General features: G+C 51.1%; 16 protein-coding genes and 1 pseudogene. 1 reads left to right on the forward strand and 16 read right to left on the reverse strand.

Annotated elements, in window-relative coordinates; all coding sequences use genetic code 11:
- Positions 1-123 precede the first annotated feature (123 nt).
- Positions 124-1,206 carry a 2'-deoxycytidine 5'-triphosphate deaminase gene (locus QZ279_RS10600; protein ID WP_293450690.1) on the forward strand — a complete coding sequence of 361 codons (1,083 nt, stop codon included), beginning with the start codon at positions 124-126 and terminating at the stop codon, positions 1,204-1,206.
- 58 nt (positions 1,207-1,264) lie between these two features.
- Here the strand turns inward: QZ279_RS10600 and QZ279_RS10605 are convergent, their stop codons facing one another.
- The 16 genes and pseudogenes from QZ279_RS10605 to tssC form a co-directional block, all read right to left on the reverse strand.
- Positions 1,265-2,014, reverse strand: a complete 750-nt coding sequence (locus tag QZ279_RS10605; protein WP_293450640.1) for a hypothetical protein — start codon at positions 2,012-2,014, stop codon at positions 1,265-1,267.
- Entirely contained in the window at positions 2,011-2,835 is an 825-nt protein-coding gene (locus tag QZ279_RS10610; protein ID WP_293450642.1) for a sulfite exporter TauE/SafE family protein, read from the reverse strand. Before QZ279_RS10610 ends, QZ279_RS10605 begins: the two co-directional genes overlap by 4 nt.
- Before the next feature lie 64 nt (positions 2,836-2,899).
- Positions 2,900-3,955: a tRNA dihydrouridine(20/20a) synthase DusA gene (gene dusA, locus QZ279_RS10615; RefSeq protein ID WP_293450644.1), complete on the reverse strand. Its 1,056-nt coding sequence runs from the start codon at positions 3,953-3,955 to the stop codon at positions 2,900-2,902.
- A gap of 216 nt (positions 3,956-4,171) precedes the next feature.
- A pseudogene (locus tag QZ279_RS10620) lies at positions 4,172-5,310 on the reverse strand (IS3 family transposase).
- A gap of 115 nt (positions 5,311-5,425) precedes the next feature.
- Positions 5,426-9,091, reverse strand: a complete 3,666-nt coding sequence (locus QZ279_RS10625; RefSeq protein WP_293450646.1) for an ImcF-related family protein — start codon at positions 9,089-9,091, stop codon at positions 5,426-5,428.
- The gene (gene icmH, locus QZ279_RS10630; protein WP_293450648.1) at positions 9,088-9,960 is read right to left on the reverse strand and encodes a type IVB secretion system protein IcmH/DotU; all 873 of its coding nucleotides are present in this window, start codon (positions 9,958-9,960) and stop codon (positions 9,088-9,090) included. The genes QZ279_RS10625 and icmH overlap by 4 nt, the downstream gene beginning before the upstream one ends.
- 2 nt (positions 9,961-9,962) lie before the next feature.
- Positions 9,963-11,285 carry a type VI secretion system baseplate subunit TssK gene (gene tssK, locus QZ279_RS10635; protein ID WP_293450650.1) on the reverse strand — a complete coding sequence of 441 codons (1,323 nt, stop codon included), beginning with the start codon at positions 11,283-11,285 and terminating at the stop codon, positions 9,963-9,965.
- A complete protein-coding gene (gene tssJ, locus QZ279_RS10640) occupies positions 11,282-11,935 on the reverse strand; it encodes a type VI secretion system lipoprotein TssJ (protein ID WP_293450652.1) in 654 nt (217 codons plus the stop codon). Before tssJ ends, tssK begins: the two co-directional genes overlap by 4 nt.
- On the reverse strand, positions 11,836-12,729 hold the full coding sequence (locus tag QZ279_RS10645) for an FHA domain-containing protein (RefSeq protein WP_293450654.1): 894 nt from the start codon (positions 12,727-12,729) through the stop codon (positions 11,836-11,838). Before QZ279_RS10645 ends, tssJ begins: the two co-directional genes overlap by 100 nt.
- Positions 12,726-13,457, reverse strand: coding sequence for a transporter substrate-binding domain-containing protein (locus QZ279_RS10650; RefSeq protein ID WP_293450656.1), 732 nt, complete (start codon positions 13,455-13,457; stop codon positions 12,726-12,728). The genes QZ279_RS10645 and QZ279_RS10650 overlap by 4 nt, the downstream gene beginning before the upstream one ends.
- 4 nt (positions 13,458-13,461) lie before the next feature.
- Positions 13,462-16,029, reverse strand: coding sequence for a type VI secretion system ATPase TssH (gene tssH, locus QZ279_RS10655; RefSeq protein ID WP_293450658.1), 2,568 nt, complete (start codon positions 16,027-16,029; stop codon positions 13,462-13,464).
- A 10-nt stretch (positions 16,030-16,039) separates the two neighbouring features.
- Positions 16,040-16,996, reverse strand: coding sequence for a type VI secretion system baseplate subunit TssG (locus QZ279_RS10660; RefSeq protein ID WP_293450660.1), 957 nt, complete (start codon positions 16,994-16,996; stop codon positions 16,040-16,042).
- Positions 16,987-18,786 (reverse strand): type VI secretion system baseplate subunit TssF, encoded by a 1,800-nt coding sequence (gene tssF, locus QZ279_RS10665; protein WP_293450662.1) that lies wholly within the window; start codon positions 18,784-18,786, stop codon positions 16,987-16,989. Before tssF ends, QZ279_RS10660 begins: the two co-directional genes overlap by 10 nt.
- 3 nt (positions 18,787-18,789) lie before the next feature.
- Positions 18,790-19,194 carry a hypothetical protein gene (locus QZ279_RS10670; protein ID WP_293450664.1) on the reverse strand — a complete coding sequence of 135 codons (405 nt, stop codon included), beginning with the start codon at positions 19,192-19,194 and terminating at the stop codon, positions 18,790-18,792.
- Position 19,195: 1 nt separating this feature from the next.
- A complete protein-coding gene (locus QZ279_RS10675; RefSeq protein ID WP_293450666.1) occupies positions 19,196-20,539 on the reverse strand; it encodes a type VI secretion system contractile sheath large subunit in 1,344 nt (447 codons plus the stop codon).
- 69 nt (positions 20,540-20,608) lie between these two features.
- Positions 20,609-22,090, reverse strand: a complete 1,482-nt coding sequence (gene tssC, locus QZ279_RS10680; protein ID WP_293450668.1) for a type VI secretion system contractile sheath large subunit — start codon at positions 22,088-22,090, stop codon at positions 20,609-20,611.

Below are 22,090 nucleotides of genomic sequence, written 5' to 3' on the forward strand. Positions count from 1 at the left end.
TCCGTCTGGGGGACGGAAGGTCGCAGGTTCGAGTCCTGCTAGCCCGACCATTTATATTTCGCCTGCCGTTTCGGTCAGTTTATGCCCTGCCCTGATCCCGCATGGCCCACCGGAGACGCAATGATGACAGGTGTTTTACCAAGCCAGCGACTAGAGCAGATGATCGTCTCAGGGCAGATCGTCGGATCACCTGCGGTGACGGATGCACAAGTCCAACCTGCCAGTCTTGATCTACGTCTTGGAAACATCGCCTACCGCGTGCGCGCGTCCTTCCTTGCAGGACATGGGCGTCGCGTTGAGGATCGCCTTAAAAAATTCGAAATGCACCGGATCGACCTGACGGACGGGGCTGTTCTAGAAAAAGGCTGCGTTTATGTCGTGCCTTTGATGGAAAGCCTTGCGCTGCCCGAAGGACTACAGGCCGTCGCGAATGCCAAAAGCTCAACAGGTCGTCTTGATCTACTGACGCGCACGATAACCGATGGCGGTGCTGAATTCGACCGGATCGCGCCGGGCTACACAGGCCCGCTTTACGCTGAAATCTGCCCACGTTCGTTTTCCGTCCTCGTACGTCCTGGGATGCGGTTGAACCAAATCCGTTTCCGCGAAGGTCAGGCTGTGCTGGATGATGCCGAAATGCACGCGCTGCATGCGAGTGATGTGTTGGTGAGTGGCGAAGCACTAATTGACGACGGATTGGGCTTTTCGGTTGATCTAAAACTCGACGGTAGCGATCTGGTTGGCTACCGCGCCAAACCCCATACGGGCGTCATCGACCTAGACAAAATTGGTCACTACGATTCTGCAGAATACTGGGAAGACGTACGCTGCAAAGACGGTCAAATCATTCTTGATCCCGGTGCCTTCTACATCCTCGTTAGCCGCGAAGCCGTGCACATCCCCCCTGCCTATGCTGCTGAAATGGCACCGTATTTGGCGATGGTCGGTGAGTTTCGCGTTCACTACGCAGGCTTCTTTGATCCTGGCTTTGGCCACTCTGCCGCAGGTGGCACAGGGTCACGCGGTGTCCTAGAAGTGCGCTGCCACGAAGCACCGTTCGTTTTGGAACACGGCCAAGTCGTAGGCCGTTTGGTTTACGAACATATGTCCGAAATCCCGAAGCAGCTTTATGGCTCAGGGATTGCATCCAACTATCAGGGACAAGGCTTGAAGCTCTCCAAACATTTCGCGGCACCTGCGACGTAGCACAGTTTTTACAAAGAGATTTTTGCCTCCGGCGGGGATATTTTTGGAGAGAGGAACTCTACTGGTTGATGAGCCAAGCGTTAGATTCATTAGATTTAGGTCTGAAATACGCGATCATACGCCCTTCTGGTGGGACGGTATCCGTTTTTTTCCAAGGGGCGACACCGTGCAAAAGGTGGCGATGCAAAAGCATCGATTGCCCTATGTACGCGTGTACCTCAATTGGTTCAATCTGTTCAAACACCTGCGCGCGCGCTGTCTTATAGGCGTCCGTCAGATCAACCATGTTTGGATCTTTATCACTGATCGCCGCGCGCAAAGCATTGCCCATTGCAATGTGACTTCCCGGCCAAACCACCAAAGGCGACGCCCTCGAGCACCCAAGTGGCATGCCAAGTACAAAGCTATGGGGTTCACGCAGGTAGCGACGCCCGTCCTCTAATAAAATGCCATCTACATGGGCCGCGCAGCGTTTGATACGGAACTTATGATTTGCATCACTTTCGCTGATATCTTGTTTGGGATAGCCTTTATACACAACAGACACTTGGGCCTTGTGCCAACGCTCTGGCGGCGTCACCAAGCTATGCCATGGTCCAGCAAAAGGTACGCCTGCAATAGATCCATCCCATTCGTTTGGCAAAACATCGATGCCGACAAACCACGTATTCTGATGTCTTAGCCAACGCTCGCGCAAGTGTTCATCGTTAACAACCGCGCGAGCGTAATTTTTAGCAGCCTTTGCCCATTTCAAAACCCGCGGATCTGCATCAAAGACGCAAAACCCGTCTCGTTCATACGATGTCACCAGCCCATTGCCTTGCGCAGCATGTTCAGTGCGACCAGCGTTAGAAACACGCCAAACGCTTTCTTCAACGGCCCTGCATCCATCGCATGGGCCAGCCTTACACCCCATGGAGCACTCAGCAATGTCATCGCAATCACGACCACAAAAGCAACCAAATTGACCGCACCTAATGTGTAGGGCGGACGCATCGCGGGGTCGATTGGCACGAACAAAAAGCCGATGACCGCAGGCACCGCGATCAGCACACCAAAGCCAGCCGCCGTCGCCACGGCGCGATGAATCGCGACGCCGTGAAGCGACATGAACGGCACACCGAAACTACCGCCGCCGATGCCCATAAGAACCGACATAAAACCTAGCAAGAGCGACGCTGTTATGCGTTTCGTGCCTGTCGGCATCGCATCGGCCAATCGCCATGAACTACGCCCAAAGGCCATGTAAAGTCCGACAATCAGGGCCAAAACACCGAAAATCAATTGTAAGGTGCCAGATCGCAAGCTTGCCGCTGTCACCATGCCCCACGCGGCCCCAATCACAATACCCGGTGCCCATGTACGCAACACATCCCAGTCCACCGCACCCTTTTTATTGTGGCTATGAACCGAGCGCACAGAGGTCACAATGATAGTTGCGAGCGACGTCGCAAGACACATTTGCATCAATTGCGGACCCTCAAATCCAAGCGCACCGAAGACGTAGAAAAAGGCTGGCACCAGAACGATACCACCGCCCACACCAAGCAACCCCGCAAGAACGCCCGCAACCGCCCCTGTCACCAACAACAGGACAAGCATTTGAACCAGCAACATCGGATCCGTCATATTCAGGCCTTTCTGAAAGTTGTCCCACTAAAAGCCAGAAAGCCTGCGTTCTCGCAAGGCACAATTACTCAAACGCAGGGCGCGCGGCCTGCATCAGCTCAATCGCAGTCACAACCGTATGCGATCCCGCGTCTGATTTATGGGCGTTCTCTGACAAATGCCGTTTCCAGTGCCGCGCTCCGGGTTTGCCCGCGAATATCCCAAGCATGTGGCGCGTTACCTGCCCCAACTTGCCACCTTTGGCCATGTGTTCATCAATATAGGGCAACATTTTCAGAACGATATCTTCGCGCGACTGCCCGTGTGGCGCGTCCCCAAAAATACGATGATCCGCCTCTAGCAATATGTCCGCGGATTGATGATAGGCCGCACGCCCGATCATGACACCGTCCATGCCACGCTCTAGCGCAGCCTCAGCCACGTCCAATGTCGCAACACCGCCATTCAGGCTAAGGTGCAGCGCGGGAAACAGCCCCTTCATCTGCTGAACCAAATCGTAATCAAGCGGCGGAATATCGCGATTTTCCTTTGGGCTTAGACCCTGCAACCACGCTTTGCGCGCGTGAATGCTAAACCGTGCAACCCCTGCCCCCGCAACGCGCGCGATGAATTCGGGCAACACGTCGCTTGGCTCCTGATCGTCTACACCAATGCGGCATTTCACTGTAATTTCAACGTCAGTGGCCGCTCTCATCGCAGCGCAGCACGCGGCGACCAGCTTGGGATCACGCATCAAAATCGCGCCGAACGCCCCGTTCTGAACACGATCCGACGGACATCCGACATTCAAATTGATCTCGTCATAGCCAGCCTCGGCCCCTAAGCGCGCCGCCTCAGCCAATTCCGCAGGATCAGACCCGCCCAGCTGCAAGGCGACGGGGTGTTCTTCGGGCGAATACTCCAACAAATGCAACGCCCCGCCCCGCACGAGTGCTGGGGATGTCACCATTTCCGTGTAAAGCAACGCACGCTGTGACAGTAGACGATGGAAATAACGGCAATGACGATCCGTCCAGTCCATCATGGGTGCCACGCTCAGACGCGCAGCCGTTGAAACAGTAGTAAAACCCTTTTTTTGCTGGGAAATACTATTTCCTAAATGTTGTCTGTTATCAGACATTTCAAGCACTTTCTCGCACATTTGGCAATTGCATCCCCCACGTGGGGGACTAAATCTATGACATGGGGGACATCCAGAAACCCAGAACCACATATAGAAGGATATTAACTATGGCATCTATCGAAGAACGTAAACGTGCGAACGGAACGACTGCATACAAAGCAGAAGTCGTTGTGCGCATCGACGGCAAGCGGAAGATTAGGTGCCCCTAGTTTCCTAGACGCTTGCTTCGTTCATTTTCTCCTGTTTCATTTCATAGTCAACTGGTGACAGCATGCCGTTATTCGTGTGCTTGCGTGTCGGGTTGTAGAACATCTCGATATATTCGAACACTTCCCGCCTTGCAGCGTCGCGTGTGAGGTAAGTCCGCCGTCTGATGCGCTCCCGTTTCAGGAGTTGAAAGAAGCTCTCTGCGACAGCGTTGTCATGACAATTACCACGCCGGCTCATGCTGCGATCAAACTGTGTTTGCCGAGGAACGATTGCCACACCCCACCGGTAAATTGGGAACCCTGTTCGGAATGAATCATGACCTTGTTCTTTGGCTTTCGCCGCCAAACCGCAGCAAGCAAAGCTTGCAAAGCGAGATCTGTGGTCATTCGGGATTGCATTGACCATCAAACGACCCGTCTAGAGAACAAATCAATGACGACAGCTAAATACGACCAACCTTCATGGGTTCTGATGTAGGTAATGTCAGTCATCCAAACCGTATTCGGCGCACTTACTTGGAACTGTCGGTTCAATGTGTTGTCCGCGACCACAGCAGGCTTGCCGCCGCAACGACCAGGGCGATGCTTGTATCCGATCTGCACGGCAATACCCGCAAGGCTGGCCAGACGTGCCACACGGTTCTCCGAACAGGTCTCGCCAGCATCGCGCAAGTCATCCGTTAATTTGCGATAGCCATAGACCTTGCCGCTGTCAGTCCACGCCTGTTGGATCAGCTCCGTCTGGCGCGCATCCTGGCTTAACGGTTCTTTAAGCCATGCATAGAAACCGCTGAATGAACCATCAGCACGCGACACATGGACCGCACTGAAAACTCTGTGCGGTGAACCTCGATAAACGCGTACCTCACTGAGACTCTCGCGCGAAGTACGCGGTCGCCTTTTTTAGGATGGTCCGCTCCTCGGTCACGCGGGCCAACTCGCGCTTCAGCCGTCTGATCTAGCCTTATCCGCAACCTCTAATTTGACACGTGGTGCCTTCGAAAACTGCGCCTTCCACGTGTACAATGACTTAGTGCTGATCCCTAGGCGCTCAGCTACTTCGCTGACAGCATATCCACGCTCAACAACCTGCGCCAAAGCGTCCCGTTTAAACTCGCCCGTAAAACGTATTCCCTTGTTCATATCCGTCTCACCTTGGTTCCAAAATTACCAAGCAAAGCGTCTACAAATCTAGGGGCACCTCAGTCAAACACCTAAGCATGGATGCAACATCGCAGGACAATTTCGTAAGCCAAAGCTATTCTTTCTCTATGTCACGCCGCCATGCGGCTAATGCATCGCGCGTACGCACCCCAACGATGCCGTCGATTTGAGCTGTGTAATAACCTTCGATTTGCAACCGTCTCTGGATTTCAAACCGAGTGTCGATATCTAGGCTGCGCCCGCGCTCTTCAATTAATTTAACTTCTGCAATTGGATCACGTGCAAGCCACAGTCGTAAGATTTCCAAAGGTTCAAACGCATCGCGAGCAGGATCATCTGGGAAAGCACGATTAAAGAGCGACTGTGGCAAAGCAACTTCGGAAAAGAACCCCGGTCCAAATGGATTGAACCGCACAGTTGCTTCAAGTTGCAATGTAACGCCGCCGGATTCGCTGGAAAACCTAGTTTCCGCTACACCCAACGATGGGTTTAGCGAGGCTGTGCCATCTTCGACCAAACGGAACCAAGACCAAGGCCCTTTGTAAGTTTCATTGATCAGTGCGCGTGAACGTTGGAAAATACGGAGTGTCAAATCGCTATCTTTGATACCCGCAACGGGCCATTTTTGCTTTGTCCAGAGCACAGGCCCATGGCTGAATTGCAAAAGCGTGATGCCAGAGGTCAGTGAAAGATTGCTAAGCTCAGCTGCAATAAATCCGGCGCGCAGTTCGAAATCCAAATGTGGTTTACCATCAACAAACATAACTTCGGAGATCTGATCAAACCGGTTGAACACTGTCTTTGTCTGTTCGGACACATCTGTGCGACCAGTCAGCAAGAACGTATTGCGCGGCATGTAGACCCCACTTTGGGTTTTGAACCGTGAAAGATAAGTAGCTTCAAACGTTTTTAGCTTGCCCTCGGGACTAAACAGATCCGCGAATTCATCAAGCGGCATATCGCTGTTTGAAAACTGATCGAATGGGAACGTCTGTGACAAGGTCGCTCCGTGCGGCTGTAAGATTTGATCCTGCCACTGGCCGTCGATGTAATCAAAAACAAATTCCATCGCGCTGTCATCAAGCGTATTGGTGATACTGCGTCCAAAATCACGAATGATGTCTATTTCCGAACGGATCACTAAAGAATTCAAGATCGCCAGAGGGTTAGTGCTTTCAGTATCTTGAAATTGCTCGAACAAGAATGAACCCGCGCCATTAGGGGCTTTTGCTGCTTCTTCCAACCAACGGTTCACATCACGTGCGTAGGACAAAAATAAATCAAACTGGCTAAGTTGGTCGCCTTCTGCCCGAAGCGCCACCAAATATGGTCGAAACGCAGAGCGAATATTAAAGGCAGCTGCCGCTTCCAAACTAGAAGACGCGGGTGCTAATAATGGTGCGGCCGCCGCTGCTGCGGGTTTCGGCGCATCACCACCTTTTGCGGCTGCGGGCGATCCTGGGACCGGTAGAAAAATTTTGATGTCAGTGTTTTGCGTAAGCGCTGACGTTAGACGATTTACAGGGTTCTCAGACGGGTTGGTCAGCGCTTTCATCAAGATCTGCGCATCGCTCCAGTCTGCGGCCTCTCGCAGCTTGAGCGACGAAAGAAAAGCACTCCAGCTGGCGATATAGTCTGCGTTGTAGCGTTGACTGACACCGCGAGTGATTGCATTTTCTTTGCCGCTGTCGAGCGTGCCGATGACGTCAGAAAAATTGTTAATCATCGAAGACAGATGTGCAATCTTGCCGTCTTCAAAGAATTGATCAAAGCCCGCCCGCGTATAGGCGCGCGGCACCAAATAGGACTGCGCATCATCAATTGGTACAAAGACTTCAGCAAACCGCGGCCCGATCACTTGCCGTAGATCTACCCGTTCAGCGTTAGTGCTACGCCGCATAAGTGAGCGGTACAGCAATTCGTCTGAATCCAAGGCCGAAAGGGTCTTATTTACCACCGTTCGAAGCGATTGATTGCGTGTCTCAGGCGGCTCGTTAAGCGCAAACAGGTCTTCTAAAGTTTCTTTCAATTGTGCCTGAAAGACCCCAGACACCTGCCCTTCATCACTTAATCCATCCGCAAAGTAAGCGGTCAACTCATCTTCATGCTTACTTTGATCAGAATGCATCTGCGTCTCTAACACTGCGAGCCTTATCAACTCGACGCCGTCTTGAAGACTGTTATAGGCGAATGTTTCTTTCTCTATGAAGCTAATCAAAGACGCTTGTAAACCGTTTGTGAGTTCGTTTTCATAGAGATCAGAATACATGCGCTCCATTGACCAATTGGGAAGATATGCTCTGCGCGGTATTTCGTCCAAAACGTCGTAGCTTTCAAGTTCCTCACGGATAGGCTGCAAACTTAAGACACGCTGCACCAGAAAATCGGAGTCTGTCGTCAGCTTTGAAACTTCTTCAAAGTAGCGATCAAAAGAGTTCTCTAACCTATCGTTGATTGCCGTATATGATCTGTAATTGTCCCAAACTAGGTATCCAAACAAAGCAACGATCCCCAAAAGCACAAGAGACCAAGCTGTCGCGTTTAAGCTTCTTTGCGCGCTTTGGCTCCTGTTTGGCTTTATCGCAAAACCTTCGCGATGATAGGCGGACGCCAAAAGCCCTGCATTTTCGATTGTGACGCTATCGGTCGCTTCGCCAAGCGAACTCGCAAGCGGAACAGAGCTGAAAAACCGTGATCCGGCCACTTGACTTAACGGATCGACGGCCTCCATTTCAACGCGCCCACCTACAAATGCGATGCTATGCAGATTTAGCGGATCTTGGCGCGGTGGCCTTGCCTGCACCAAAGTAGACATGCGCGATTTTAACTGGGCCTGAACAAGCGATAGCTGGAACGGCGCGTTTAGCAAAGCCGCACAGAATTCAGGCGAGATTTGCTTTTGCAAGGCCGTCAACTGATCCGCGTTCAAAGCATTGACCATATTATCAAACAGATGATCAATCCGCTCTCCCAAATTGGCTCTATCGCGCGTAAGGAACCCACCAAAGATAGCTTCTTCGCCCATCTGTCCAGTAAGCATCGCCGCGCGTGCAAGATCAGGCAAGTGTTCCAGACCGGTCAGCGTGACATGAACAGGAACGTCAATTCCAAATTGATCCGATACGACATTAAGGATCCGGTTGGTCGTTGTTATGTTGCCAACTTCCGTAGCTGCAGATTGCATAAGATCGGCGAGTTCATATTCGACATATGCGGCATTGATCGCCATGCTGGGTCTGTTTTTGAACAGCAACTTCAAAATAACGTCTAGCAGATCGAAAGACAGCTCTTCGCCAGCATCTATCTCAACGCGGTACGCAACAGCGGTTGGCGAGGTCCAAGTGCTAAACACCAACCCCTTATAGCTGACAGGATCACCAAAAGAGACATAGCCCAATTCAGCCATTAAGGTTGATCGGCTTTCCTTGCGCATTGCGAGGAACAAGTTCCACGGCACATAGTCGTTTCGCTTATCAATCGCGCGTGCGCGTGACGCAGCTTGGCGAAACTGTTTCTTCGCAGCCTGCCGTAGCTCGCGCAGTTTGACCATAACGGGATCAACAACCCAAATGCGGGTTCGATAGATCAATGTAACGATCAAGACGATCAACGACACTGCAATAAGGACGCCAAGCCAAATATAGCGCCCCGAGCCAAACGGTGTTCCCATCAGCCACGTCACAATGATCCAGCCAAGCTGAAACAGCACAACAATAAGAAAGATCAACAATGCGATCTTGATGATTTTTGTCTTGCTCATTTGCCCGACACCACTGTGACTGTGCCGGTTTCGCTTGAAAATACGAAGCTATTGTCGCTAGCTCCTTCAGCAATCTCGCGCTTTTCCAGAAAATCCGCGCGCAGTGAATTTTGCCACTGACGGTGCAAACCCAGCGAGACCAGTGTGATAGCCACAATCGCCAGACCTGCCACGATCAATTTATAGCGTGTAGGAATGATATGCGACGGCGGCGTGCTATCGTTTACGTCACGCCCAATTGGTTCTACGGTTGTCTTTTGAGCAAACAGATTTAACGCGGATTCCAAACGATCAATAAGGCGATCGCGTTCGTGTTCATTGCTGCGACTGTATTTCCCACGAAACCCGAGCTTGAGCAAAATGTAGATGATTTCGATAAATTCACGCAGCGCACGGGGCTGCATCAAAGCGCGATCTGCAATGCTGTAAAACCGATCACCACCATCGCGAAAACCGAACAGATCTGCAGCAAGCGTACGGTTCTCCCAACCACTTTCCGGACCCCAAGGGCTAACCAGAATAAGTTCATCCAGTGCGATCGCAAACAACAGGCACAGGTTCTCAGCAACTGATGGCGGGTAATCCATGCGCACAATTTTGTATTTCAGATCAATGATCGCGCGCGACATTTCTAAACGGGTCGCATTCAGTTGTTCGCCAGCTTGCATCCGAGAGATCGTTCCGCAGACGGCCAGTAATTCCGCCGACGCATTGATCAATGTGTTTTTGGAACCCGCATAATGCGCGAGCGTGCGATCAAACGTCTGTAAATCACTGGCAGAAACAGGTGCCAAGGGCACACCTTTGACATCGGCCACACCTTCAGGCGTGATCGTAATCGTGGCCGTTACTAGTGGTTGCTCGACCATACCTAATCTAACATATATAAAATCGCATCCACTGTTCGGATACGATCATCGATGTGAAGTGCAAGAGCTTCGCGCTTTTCTAAGAACCGTTGCCAAAATTCGCTACTTGTATTGACTGCAAAGAACGCAGCATCAGCTCGACTGCGTAATTCTGGCGGCGCAACGCTCATTGCTTGAAGTTCGATCCCCGGAAGTCCGCGTGCGACAAGTTCGGGCATCGCCGACAATCCTGCAAGTTTGCATGCTAACGGCCCGAGTTCAGACAAAGCTTTCGCATTGTCTGGACCACTTAGCGCAAGGATCGGACGGCGTCCTTCGCTGAGGACCGGTGCTGGGATGATCAAGCGCAGCACACGTCGCGTTTCGAACAATTCTGTATTCCACGACAAAGCCATGACGCTTGCGGATTTCACCAGTGTGAGTTTTCTACGCAAGCTTGCGAAAATAGTCTCGAAGGCGGCGGGCATTTTGTCGGAATTGTAGATCAAGTCTGGATCAGTCGCCTGCCCCAAGATCGCATCAAGTTCTACGGACATGCTCGCCAAGTCTTGAAACAATCGACGCGGCCCAATAGCACCTGCAACGACTTCGTTCTGTAATTTCAAAAGCCAGCGATTAAGCGTCTGCAACTCTTGCCGTTCCGTCATCAAGCTGGACTCACTTCGCGTCCCAGTGTCCGCAGCAACGCGACCTGCCGCGTTAGAAGCGCGCGCACGCGCCAGTGCGATGGTTTCTTCCAGACGCTCTGTCAGCACTTTGGCGGCTTGTATACGCAAAACATGTGGCACGAATGAACGATCGAGGACAATACTGCCTTCCGCCGTCTTTTCCAGAATACGCGCAATTGGGATCGAGGCAAAACCAGAGAAATCTTCGCTACCTAAACGCAGGCAAACACCCGCATGCGCAAGTTCAGTGTCGATCGCTTCATTGGACGGATCGTTGAGATCACGCAGTTCTGTGCGCAATTTTATCATGCGTACCTTTTCGCCCTGTTCGCCAAATTGAACATTGCCCATGATCGCAAGTGGTATCGCAAGATGAACTGTTTCTTCGACAACACCATCTGGAATATCAGCGACCAACTCTTTGGACAAACGAAAGAACAAACGATCAGGGAAAACACCCGCAGCATCGCGAATTGCAATCTTACCGATTTTAAGCATATCAAGATTGATGTCTAAAAGACTGACGCCATAGTCGCCGTAGCGCAGATCTAACTGTGCCACTTCATTAACGTAGTTCTGAAGTGTCACATCCAGATGCTGGAAATGCTGAGGAGCAATGAACATGCCCTCGCTCCAAACTACTGATCCGTTCGTCATTTGCCACCCCCCAGGAGACCTTGAAACAGCTTAGCCAATAGGCCAGGTTTCTTTTCCGAATCCTCTTTTTCATCTTCAATCTTGCGGAACTGTATGGATACGCCAGAAGACGTCACTGAGATAGTGACACCGTTATCAAGTCGCTTGAAACTCATTGGGACCACGGCTTTGAATTGCTGGTTTTCAAAATCAGAAAATTCCGCAAAAGCGGCGAAATAAAATACATCTGGTTGCAAATCAAAGGCGACCAAGCGTTTCTCACCCGGGTAAAGCGGTGAAAGCGAGCGTTTGTCTAGAATTGCCCCTGCAAGATCAGGCGCATCATTGTTAAAAATGCCCCAAAACTCAGCTGCTTCAAATTCGGTGCGCGAACTGAGTTGGTACAGACGTATCACAATCGGATTAGCTGAATCGTTATATTGGTTCGCGTTCGGACCCGCCTCGATACCAATTGTTTTGTTTTTCGGAGCCTTTTTGTCATTGTTGACACAGGCACCTAACACTACGAGCGAAATGCACAAAAGTGTGGCAATTTGAACAAAGCGACGCGTCATAGCTTGCGCATCTCTTCCGCAAAGAGCGACATGAATGTGCGGCGGAATTCGCCATTGGCGCGTTTTTTGCCAAATTGGCGGCGGTGAATTGTCCAATAACGCTTTTTACGACTAGCAAGCATTGGGATATATTCATCGTAATCTGCTTGCAGCTCGCTCGGATCTAACTCGTTCAGAAATTTCTCTAGTGCGCGCTCCATCGCTTCGATGACATTTTCGCGGCGCATACCAGCGCGTGCGTAGATATCTTGCAGGCTATTCGCCCCCATGTGTTGCGCCATCTTGGTGACCTGAGGCTCGTCGCCAAATTCTACATCCATATCCATATCTGCGCGATTGTTCATTGCGACTTGACTTTCATCGCTTTCCAAAATTGTCGGCCCTTCCGCGAATGGGTCAAACAACAGATCAGAATCCAAATCGACTTCGCTTTGTGAAAACCCATTATCAGGTTCAACGGGAAGTTCTTCTATCTCTTGGTCTGCCAAAATCGGCTCACTGCTTGAAATGTCAGTTTGACGATCAAACGTGCGCTCTAAAACTAATTCAATTGAATCGTCCACAACCACATTTTCAACGATCCCCAGCAACAAACGGTATCCCGCAAAACTTAGGACATCGCCGTCATCTAGCGATTGCGCTTCTTTTTTCGCCAAAGGTTCATTATTAAGTTTGGCGCCATTCGTGCTTGTGTCCGTGACCGTGTAACCGCCGTTGTCTAGGCGGAACACCATAAGATGCACCCGTGACATCTTTTCGGAAATGTCCGGCAAACAAATGTCTGCCGAGTAATCCCGACCGATCTTGATTGTTGAGCTATTAATGTAGAACTCACGTTTGGGCACGGTTTCGGCCGACGGAATCTGAATGAGTTGAACGCTTAAAGTCATTGAATAGACAACACACATTGAGTGAGACGCGCATTAAAGCTGCCCAAGAATAGCGGGTTCGCATCAACAAATCGCTGCGCAAAATGCACACCCATTTTCTGGCGGCGGAAGGGAATTTTCTGAAACTGTTTCTCGCTCAAACCGCGTTCCACCATGAAATGTGAAAAAATAAGCTCATACTCTAAAGCAACATCCACGTCACCCACTAACAACATATTCAACAGAGAATCTGCATCGCGAGGTCGCATCACAACATTATAGCCGTTTCGGTGCAGGTAACGCCATTTGGATGTTGCGAATTTTGCACTATACCTTGCACGCAGCGCGTCAACTGCATTGTCTGGATTTATGTCCGAATTAAACGGCAAATACCACGCAAGGCTTTCTGACACGACCGGCTCAGTTGGCACAGAATAGCGTGCGCGCGAAGAGTTTGAAGAGCCCACAAAGAAGCCATCAAACTTGCCCGTTTCCGTCCCCAATTGCGCGTCCGACCATGACGTCATGTGAAACTCGTATGGGATATTCATTCCGTCGAGCACGCATTTCACACGTTCCACAGCAATGCCGACCATCTGATCGCCTTTGATCATTTGATAGGGTGGCAAATCTTGGGTCGCGAGACGCAATGGTTGCGCACCCTGCGCGATTGATGCGCTTGGCAAGAAAGAGAGCACCGCCGCGAATATCGCGGCGACTACATTGGAACATAAACGGTTAAGGCGCATGGCATTACTCCATAGTGAGTACGACTTCTTCTCCATCATGAGCGACTGTGATGGTTTCCAGTTGTGTACCCTCAATGACCTTGCTGATACAATACTCGGCCAATTTGGGTAGGAAGTTTTTGTTAATAATCGCTTCCAACGCGCGACCACCCGAAAGCGGGTCGGAATTGGAGTTTACAACGTAATCCACAAAGCTCTGTTCCCACGCAAACGCTGCACCATATTGCGCATGAATACGCTTTTTGATGCGGTTCAAGTGAATTTCCGTCAACATGCCACCCACTTCAGGCGTTAGCGGACGATACGCGATCAGCTCGGTGCGGCCAATGAAAGCAGGGCTAAAGAAATCAAGCAGCAACGGTCGCAAATGCGCGTTTAACTCGTCAGAGTCAGGATCGTGATCCACACTATCTATATAGTCGCGAATCTCTTCGCCACCCGCATTCGATGTCATGATGATAATCGTGTTGCGGAAATCGACCTCATTGCCTTCGCTATCGCTGATGTGACCTTTGTCGAAAATCTGGAAGAAGATGTCGTGAATTTCACGGTGCGCCTTTTCCATTTCATCCAGCAAAAGCACGCAATATGGCCGACGTCGCACGGCCTCTGTTAAAACACCGCCTTTGCCGTAGCCGACGTATCCAGCCGCCGCACCCAGCAACATCGAGACTTTGTGTGCCTCTTTGAATTCGGTCATGTTGATCGTCGTAACAGCGTCTTCACCGCCAAAAAACTGATCGGCAATCGCAAGTGCTGTTTCGGTTTTACCAACGCCCGACGGACCACACATCATGAACACGCCAATCGGTTTGCGTGTATCCGTCAGCCCTGCCCGCGAAATCTTCAAAGACCGTGCAATCGCGTTGATCGCCGCATCCTGACCAATCACGCGCTCTTTGAGCGTATCTTCGAGTGCGAGCAAACGTTCCGCTTCACTCGCACCAAGATTAGAAACGGGGACGCCAGTCCAATCCGACACGATTTCAGCAACTGTGGCTTGGGTCACCCAAGGATGCACAATCACGTCCTCGTCTTCCACAGAGGCTTCCGACATTGGCGTCGTCGCGTTTTCGTCTTCCATCGACGCGCGCGCAACTTCTAAACGATGCGCAACTTTTTCCTTTTGATCTTCCCAAAGTGAAATGCGGTCTGCAACCGTTGTGCGAAGATCCTCGATGCTTGAATTCAACTCTGTTGGATCAAATTCCGGTTCACCAAAGACGCGTGCGTCAGACATAGACTTGGCAAGCTCCGCTTCGATAAAGCGCAACTCTTCCTCAAGCCCTTCGATCTGAGCTGGGCGCGCGTGTTGTGACAAAGCAACCCGAGCACAGGCCGTGTCCATCAAGCTAATCGCTTTGTCAGGCAAACGGCGCGAAGGCATGAAGCGAACCGATAGATCCACCGCAGCTTTGATCGCTTCTTCGCGCACAAAGACGTCGTGGTGTTTGCTAAGACCTTCAGCAACCGCGCGCAGAATGTTGATCGCGGCGTCACGGCTGGGTTCTTCAATGGTGATAGGTTGGAAACGACGCGACAAGGCCGGGTCTTTTTCAAAGTATTTCTTATATTCTGCGAAGGTCGTCGCACCAACTGTGCGAAACTCACCGCGCGCCAAAGCAGGTTTCAGCAAGTTGGCCGCATCGTTCTGCCCTTCTGTGCCGCCTGCCCCGATCATCGTATGCGCTTCGTCGATGAACACGATAATAGGAGTCTCGGACGCCTGAACTTCGTTGATCACATTCTTCAGGCGCTCTTCAAATTCGCCTTTTACGCTGGCGCCTGCTTGCAGCAGTCCCATGTCCAGACTGACCAAATCTGCACCCTGCAATTGCTCTGGCACTTCACCAGACGCAATCTTTTGCGCCAGTCCTTCGACAACAGCTGTTTTACCGACACCCGGAGCACCCAGCAAAATTGGGTTGTTCTGGCGTTTGCGCAAAAGCACGTCGATTGCTTTCGCGACTTCTGTGGTGCGCCCTAGCACCGTATCTAATTCACCATTTCGCGCACGTTCCGTGAGGTTGATTGTGTATTTCTCTAATGCCGTACCATCTCCGGTAATACCCGCTGGTGCGCCGCTACCGCCACCAGGACCAGACGCTGCGACGGCTTTGCCGCGATCCGTGCAAAACGCTTGCAACGCATCTGTCGACATCGGCTTCAATGCTTCTAGTGGTTCAGCACGCACACCAAGGGAATTGGGCAGTTGTGTCGCCAAGAAGAACACTTCTGGGGTAATCTGGCCCAAATTCATTTCAACTGACGCATGAAGCCAAGCTTGTTCAATCAATTTCGTAACCGAGCCAGAAATCGTTGGCTGACGCCCACCGTCGCCAGATCCGATTGGCATTGCACGCTCTAACTCTGCTTGCAGCGTGCTCATATTGACGCCCTGCGCTTCTAGGAACGCCTGAAGCTCTGCGTCTTTGCCAAATAGGATATGATAAAGCCAATGTCCGGTCTCGACAGCCGCAGCTTTGCGTTTGATGGCTTCGCCAACCCCATTCTCCAAAGAGACTTTTAGAGTCGGAGATAGTCTTGCAACAAGTTTTGTTAGGCTAGCCATTGCGTGTTCCTTAAATTGAAATTTCGGTAAGTTTAATTGATGCGCGTTGGTTAGGCGCACGCTCAGGGTTAAGAAGATTATAGGCACCAAGGCGATCGCCGATTTGCTTTTTGGCAGATAATCGCGGTGCGTTTAGCATGTGCCGCATAACATCGGCGTAAATCGTAACAGGTACTGGATCGCGCAAGAAATGCGTGATGACTTGCTTGAGCTCGTTTGACCAATCCGAGCTGGATGCAAGCCGATCTAGGTCTTGTCTGTCAGTGCAAGCGATGGAAATCGCGATCCGCCCCAAAGGTGCGCGGCCAAATCGTCCGAGTAATGTGCCATGTCCCAAACCAGCATTACCGCTTGGTTTGGCTGATAATGTCGTACGGCTTGAGGCATCAATCGAATGAACCGTGTCAAAATTCACTGACACTTTGACGTCCCTGTCAGTGAGCCAACTAACCACGTCTCGCAAGCCATCCAAACTGCGGATTCGGGACAGCAAAGGAAACAACAGCTTTAGATATCGCTGATCGTCTTTGACTTTCGTGACCATGCGCATCAGTCGATCAATGACATTTGCATCTTCTTTGGCACCATCGTCCTGTGTTGCCACTAAAACGGACGCTTTTCGCGCGCGGATATCCAATTGCATCAGGCGGCGATCAAATATTGCCAGAAAGTCTTTCAGACTTTCATCGTTCTCATGCAGGCCGCGTTGAAGCGCTTCTTGAATATGCTCGGGCAAAGCGCCGTCAAATCCCGAAAGTGCGCCGCCGGACAAGCCAAATTCGGTAATGCCACTGTTTTTCGCTAATGCGCCACTGTTGTGATCAGGCCCTGCGGTGTGGGTTCCGTCAGGAAATGGATCAAACGCGCCGCGCGCCAACGCTGATTTATAACTTCGATCTTGCAATCTATCCGCTTGCAGGACTTCGACATCAACCAAACGACGTGAGGATTTATCCGCTAACCGCATAATTGCCCCCCATGCTGTCTGGGAAAGACTCTGAACGGCTTTTCAATGCCGCGCTCGCGGACCTCTAGCAAAAAGAAGCGATCATAGCTGACCATTGCGGCAAAGAAGAAATGCAGCGCGGTTGCGAAAACATTCTTGGCGAATGGCAACGCATCTGCATCAAGGACAACTTCAATCTGACTACCAGCAGACAAAAGCATCTTCTTCCCAACGCGAATGGGTGCGATGGATTGGCTCACTTTAACGTCCCAAATGGCGCCTGCGGCATCTGCAAATCCTGAGGGCGAAGACAGATGCAACGCCTCCCTTAAGGCTTCGGCAGGTTCGGACGAATTGAAGACCGTGGAATAGTTGCCGTTGATCATCGACAAAACATCCCAAAGCCGCTCCACCTTAACGTCAGGCGGGATTGGCGCTGTGGGTTCGTCGATCAGTCTGAACGGACATTCTGCGAGCGCTTCGTCAGAAAATAAGACCTCTGTCCCCGGACGCGTCGCAAACGCAGCCCGTCCGTTTGAGCAAAACATCTCTGCGACAAAATCCAATGGCGCCGGGTCGCTCCCATGATCCGCAAGCGTTGAAAAGCTGATCTCGCGCCGTGCGGCATCAAATTCGCCAGTTTGATAGCGTTCTTGCCAAACCGGCAGATTGCTTATCGCACGTCTTTGCGACGAGGTGATACCGGTTAATTCTTTTTCACCATCTGGGGTCAGCTTGCGAACGTTCTTGATTTGCAGGCAGTCCACTTCCATCGCGTCGCTGGTTTCAGGTTTGATCGGCATCTGAAGGCGCGCGTAGTCATAGCGCGCAGGTCTTGAATAATCAGAATAGATGTTAACCGTTGGTACAACATTTGTTGAAAAGTCACCCGTCGAAATTTCGCTAAGCTGTTTAGCCCCCTGATTAGACAGGAAAAACCGAATTTCAATAGCACTGCATTCGTGGCTAGAAAAGCTGCGGTCCGTGTCAGACAATCTAAAAAACGCGGCTTTGTCAGGATAGGCCAGAAAATCACGCAGCCGAGACAAGGCCGCCATTTGGGTCTTCTCACGAGGAAGAAACGTCTTGGTTTCCGCCAACATGCTTAGATTGAACTGTGCAGCGTCTAATGGAAATGTCTCTTTGCTGGATGCGCCGCCCTTGCGCACAATCCCGTAACCAATGCCAACAACATCGCCGCTTAGAACATCGATAATGCGTTGTTTTCGCGCACCTTCCGCGCTGACATAAAGCTCAAGCGCATCAATCGAAAGATCTGCCAGCGTTTGACTTGCATCCATGGTCTGCAAAGTAAGGCAAATCGCAGCTTCACTGCCCCGAAATTCCGCAGGTGGATCAAACCGAAAAGGTGCGCGTTCAAAACTGGCGGATGTCACCTTGACGGGGACAAGTTTCACATCGCGCGCCACAGTAAAGCGGCACTTTTCCAACCCATTTTCTGATGCAACTGGCATCTCGCACCCCGATGCGAGCTGGATCGTCTCTGCCAAAGCTTCCGTGGTTTCATCCAGTTTAACGGCCGCATAGCTTGGCGCGCCAAGCAAGAACGTTGGCGCTAGAACACGGATCAAATCAAGCGCAGTTTCAGGCAACGTATCATCCATACGCTTCGTCAGTCGCGCCGCATGTAGCGCAAGTGAATCGCCCAAACGTTGAACATCAGGATCGGTGCTGCGTCCGGCAGAAATTCCTAACGCTTTTGCTTTTTGCGGATGGCTCTTTTCAAATTCTTGAAAAGAACGTCGCATATAGTCTAATTCGGTTTCGTAATACTGAAGAATTTGTTCCATGATCTAGGACGCCTCCTCCACATATTGATCCATGCGCGAAAGCGTGGTTTCTATCTCGACGGCTTCGGTGCCGGAGTTATTCTTCATGCCACCCGCAATGAAAAACGTCACCGTGTTGAGGTCTGTGTCTTCGTGAAGTTCGATCTCAGAAAGTACCGACAAGCGCGGTTCAAAGCGGTTCAGCCTTTCACGCAACATGCCTCGCATCTGCCCACTGCTTTCGCCGTCACCGAGCGCCCAAGTCATTGGCACACCGTAACAAAGATTTGACGCATGCACGTTATGCAAGGCCCGTTCCACTTCGAATTCAGGTGAAATTGATTGCAAAAGCGTTTGCACGTTCGTTGCGATTTTGGCTTCGGGGGTTTCTTGCGCGCGGGCGCCTAAAAATGCAGTTGCAAAGCCCATGTTATGCTGGCTCCGCTAGATTTGTCGGGCCGAAGTCAGTTTTCAGCGTGATATCCCCAAGAACATTGTCGATCTGATATTGGGGCCGAACAATCACTTCGCACTGGAACCGTGCAGCATCTGAACTGGAATCCGACACGCTAACGCGCGCGCCTCTTAGTGGATACTTGGCCTGTAATTCGGTCGAAGAACTTGACGGTGAAACATAGGCGTCAAACCAGTTGTTCAAAGTCAGTTCGCATTCTGCCGCTGTTTTCACTTGGCCAATCAAAGATCTAATTCTGACTTTGACATAGTGAACGATCCGGCAAGCAACCATTACAGACTGTAATTGCGTCACAATTTCCTTTTGACTGGAACCGTTGCAATTGGTCACCGTGCGGTTGCCAACAAAATAGAGCAGATTGTTCTTGGTGCTTTCGGCAATCGCGATCAGGCCGTTTTCGGAATAAGCATGTGCTAGGTTTCGCGTCATACGAATGTTCGCACGTTCACTTCGCGCACAGCCGTCTGGCAATGGGTGCAAGCTTGGACTAAGAACTGCGCCCAAACCGGGTTGATTGGTTACGAGCTTCAAAAAGCCGAACCAAGCACATCTGTTGTATTCGGCAATGACAGTGCGCAGAAAATCGTAACACCCAGTCGCCCACAGACCATCACTTTGGCTGGGCCATTGATGATAGAGAAAGCCCATTTCGCGATCTTGATACCGACCACGCAATTGGGTCTTAGACAAAACTATACCCAAGAAACGCGCGTTATCGAGTTCGCGCAAAGCTTGCCAATCTCGGTAGTCCCCACCATTCAAAACTTTGCTGACACGTTCAAGATCCGTGAACCACGCGGCATCGGTCTCACCGAAGAAATCATCCGAAAAGCTCATGATGATCGGGCACATGCAGGCTTCGCCCATGCTACAGATCAATTGGGCCGTGTAGAGATCGTCAAATTCAGTGTCCAAACTTGTAGACAAGCCGTGATCAATCATCGCGATCCCAAAAGGCTCGCCGCCCAAGGTATCCAGCTCGTTCTGACCCAAAAGGCGATACAGGATCGAACGACGGATTTCATTGTTATAGTGCAAATCGCGCGACAGATCTTCCCAGCTCAGATCAAGCATTTTAATCTTCAACATAGGAGCCATGTTGGCGGCCCAGACAACACTGGCCAAACCACTCCAACGGCTTTCCAATTCCTGAAAAGGACGGGCTTCAATAATTTCTGTTAACTGAGCATTCAGCACAGCATCGATTTCAAGAACGGTTCGTCGCAATACCGATGTAAGCTGAGAGATCGTTTGAAAACGGGTCTTTAACCGGTTCAAACGATTGTCATCTGTATCCATCCCCCCCACGGCAAAGTCGCCAAGGGGGAATGGATCTTGATTTGAAGCGTCAATGATCAATGGATCACTCTAGCCTGGAATCTTTGCAACCATGCGAACTGATGTGGACAGTTCTTCAAGCTGCAACCAAGGTCGCAAATAAGCCACCGCAGAATAAGCGCCAGGCTTACCCGGCTGCTCGATCACATCAATTGTGCTCTCTGCAAGTGGTGTCTTGGAACGCTCAGAGTTACCCATCGCACCAGCATTGGTGTATTGGTTAATCCAAGACTGAAGATCTGCCTTGATATCATTTGCTTCCAAGTTGGAACCAAGCATATCACGACCCATCACCTTAAGATAATGAGCGATCCGGCTCGCCGCCATGATGTAGGGCAAACGTGCAGAAATCGCAGCGTTTGACGTCGCATCATTGTCGACAAAGGTTTTCGGACGCTGCGCAGTTTGGCTACCGATAAACACCGCGTGCGCAGTGTTTTTATAGTGAACCAATGGCAAAAATCCGAGATCAGACAGCTCTTTTTCACGCTCGTCCGTCAGATTGACTTCTGTAGGACAGGCTTGCTTCACATCACCTGCATCGCTCTTGTAGGTCAGATTAGGAAGCTGATCGACTTTGCCACCATTATCCAGACCACGAATAGCAGTACACCAACCAAATGCCGTGAAGGCTTGGTTCATCTTAAGCGCCATTTCATAGCAAGCGTTTGACCACACCAATTCGCTATTGTCTTGCGGGCGCTGATTGCCGTCCGCATCTGTCGCGAGTTCGTGGAAATCAAAGGTTTTCGCTTTTCCACCTGACGCACCATAAGGAAGACGCGCAAGTGTGGCTGGCAAGGTTAACGTGACATAGCGGCTTTCGTCGCTATCGCGGAACCCGTTCCAAGCTGCATAAGACGGTGAATCAAAACCAGCGGCAACAGGGCGGCCTTCAGCAAATGATTCAAAGCTCTTGTACTCGAACATGTCAGAGCCAGCCGCCGCCACGAATGGTGCGTGACACGCAGCCGCCGTTTCAGCAATATAAGTCAGCAAAGCAACATCTTCGTCGCCCGCGCCGAAATAATAGTCACCAATGAGCGCGCCGTAAGGCTCACCACCGGCTGTACCAAACTCGTCTTGATAAAGCGCTTCAAAGAGCGGGCTGCGATCGACCGCAGGCGCATCTTCGAACTGCTCTAGCAACTCTTCTTTGTTGTAATCGACCAGCTTGATCTTCTGAGCAGTGCCAACTTCAGTTTCGCGCACAACTTTTTGCACGCCGCGCCAAGACCCTTCAAGCGCTTGAAACTTGTCATTCTGCATGATCGCCGACATCTGCTTTGACATCAGTTTGTCGATCTCAGCGACAGCTTTGCGGATTGTAACACCCACATTTTGATCCCAAACCAAAGATCCTTCCATCGCTTGCGATGTCAGAACAGACAATAGTTCTTTGGTAGTATCTTCTGGAGTCTGAACCGTGGCTTGTAGCGCACGATCCAGCAGGCTTACTTCAACTTCTTCCGCGGCGGCAGCGCCGCCTCCAGCTGCTTCATTTTCTGACAT

It is taken from the genome of Planktotalea sp. (genome assembly GCF_018607965.1).
In the GTDB taxonomy this organism is placed as follows: Bacteria; Pseudomonadota; Alphaproteobacteria; order Rhodobacterales; family Rhodobacteraceae; genus Planktotalea.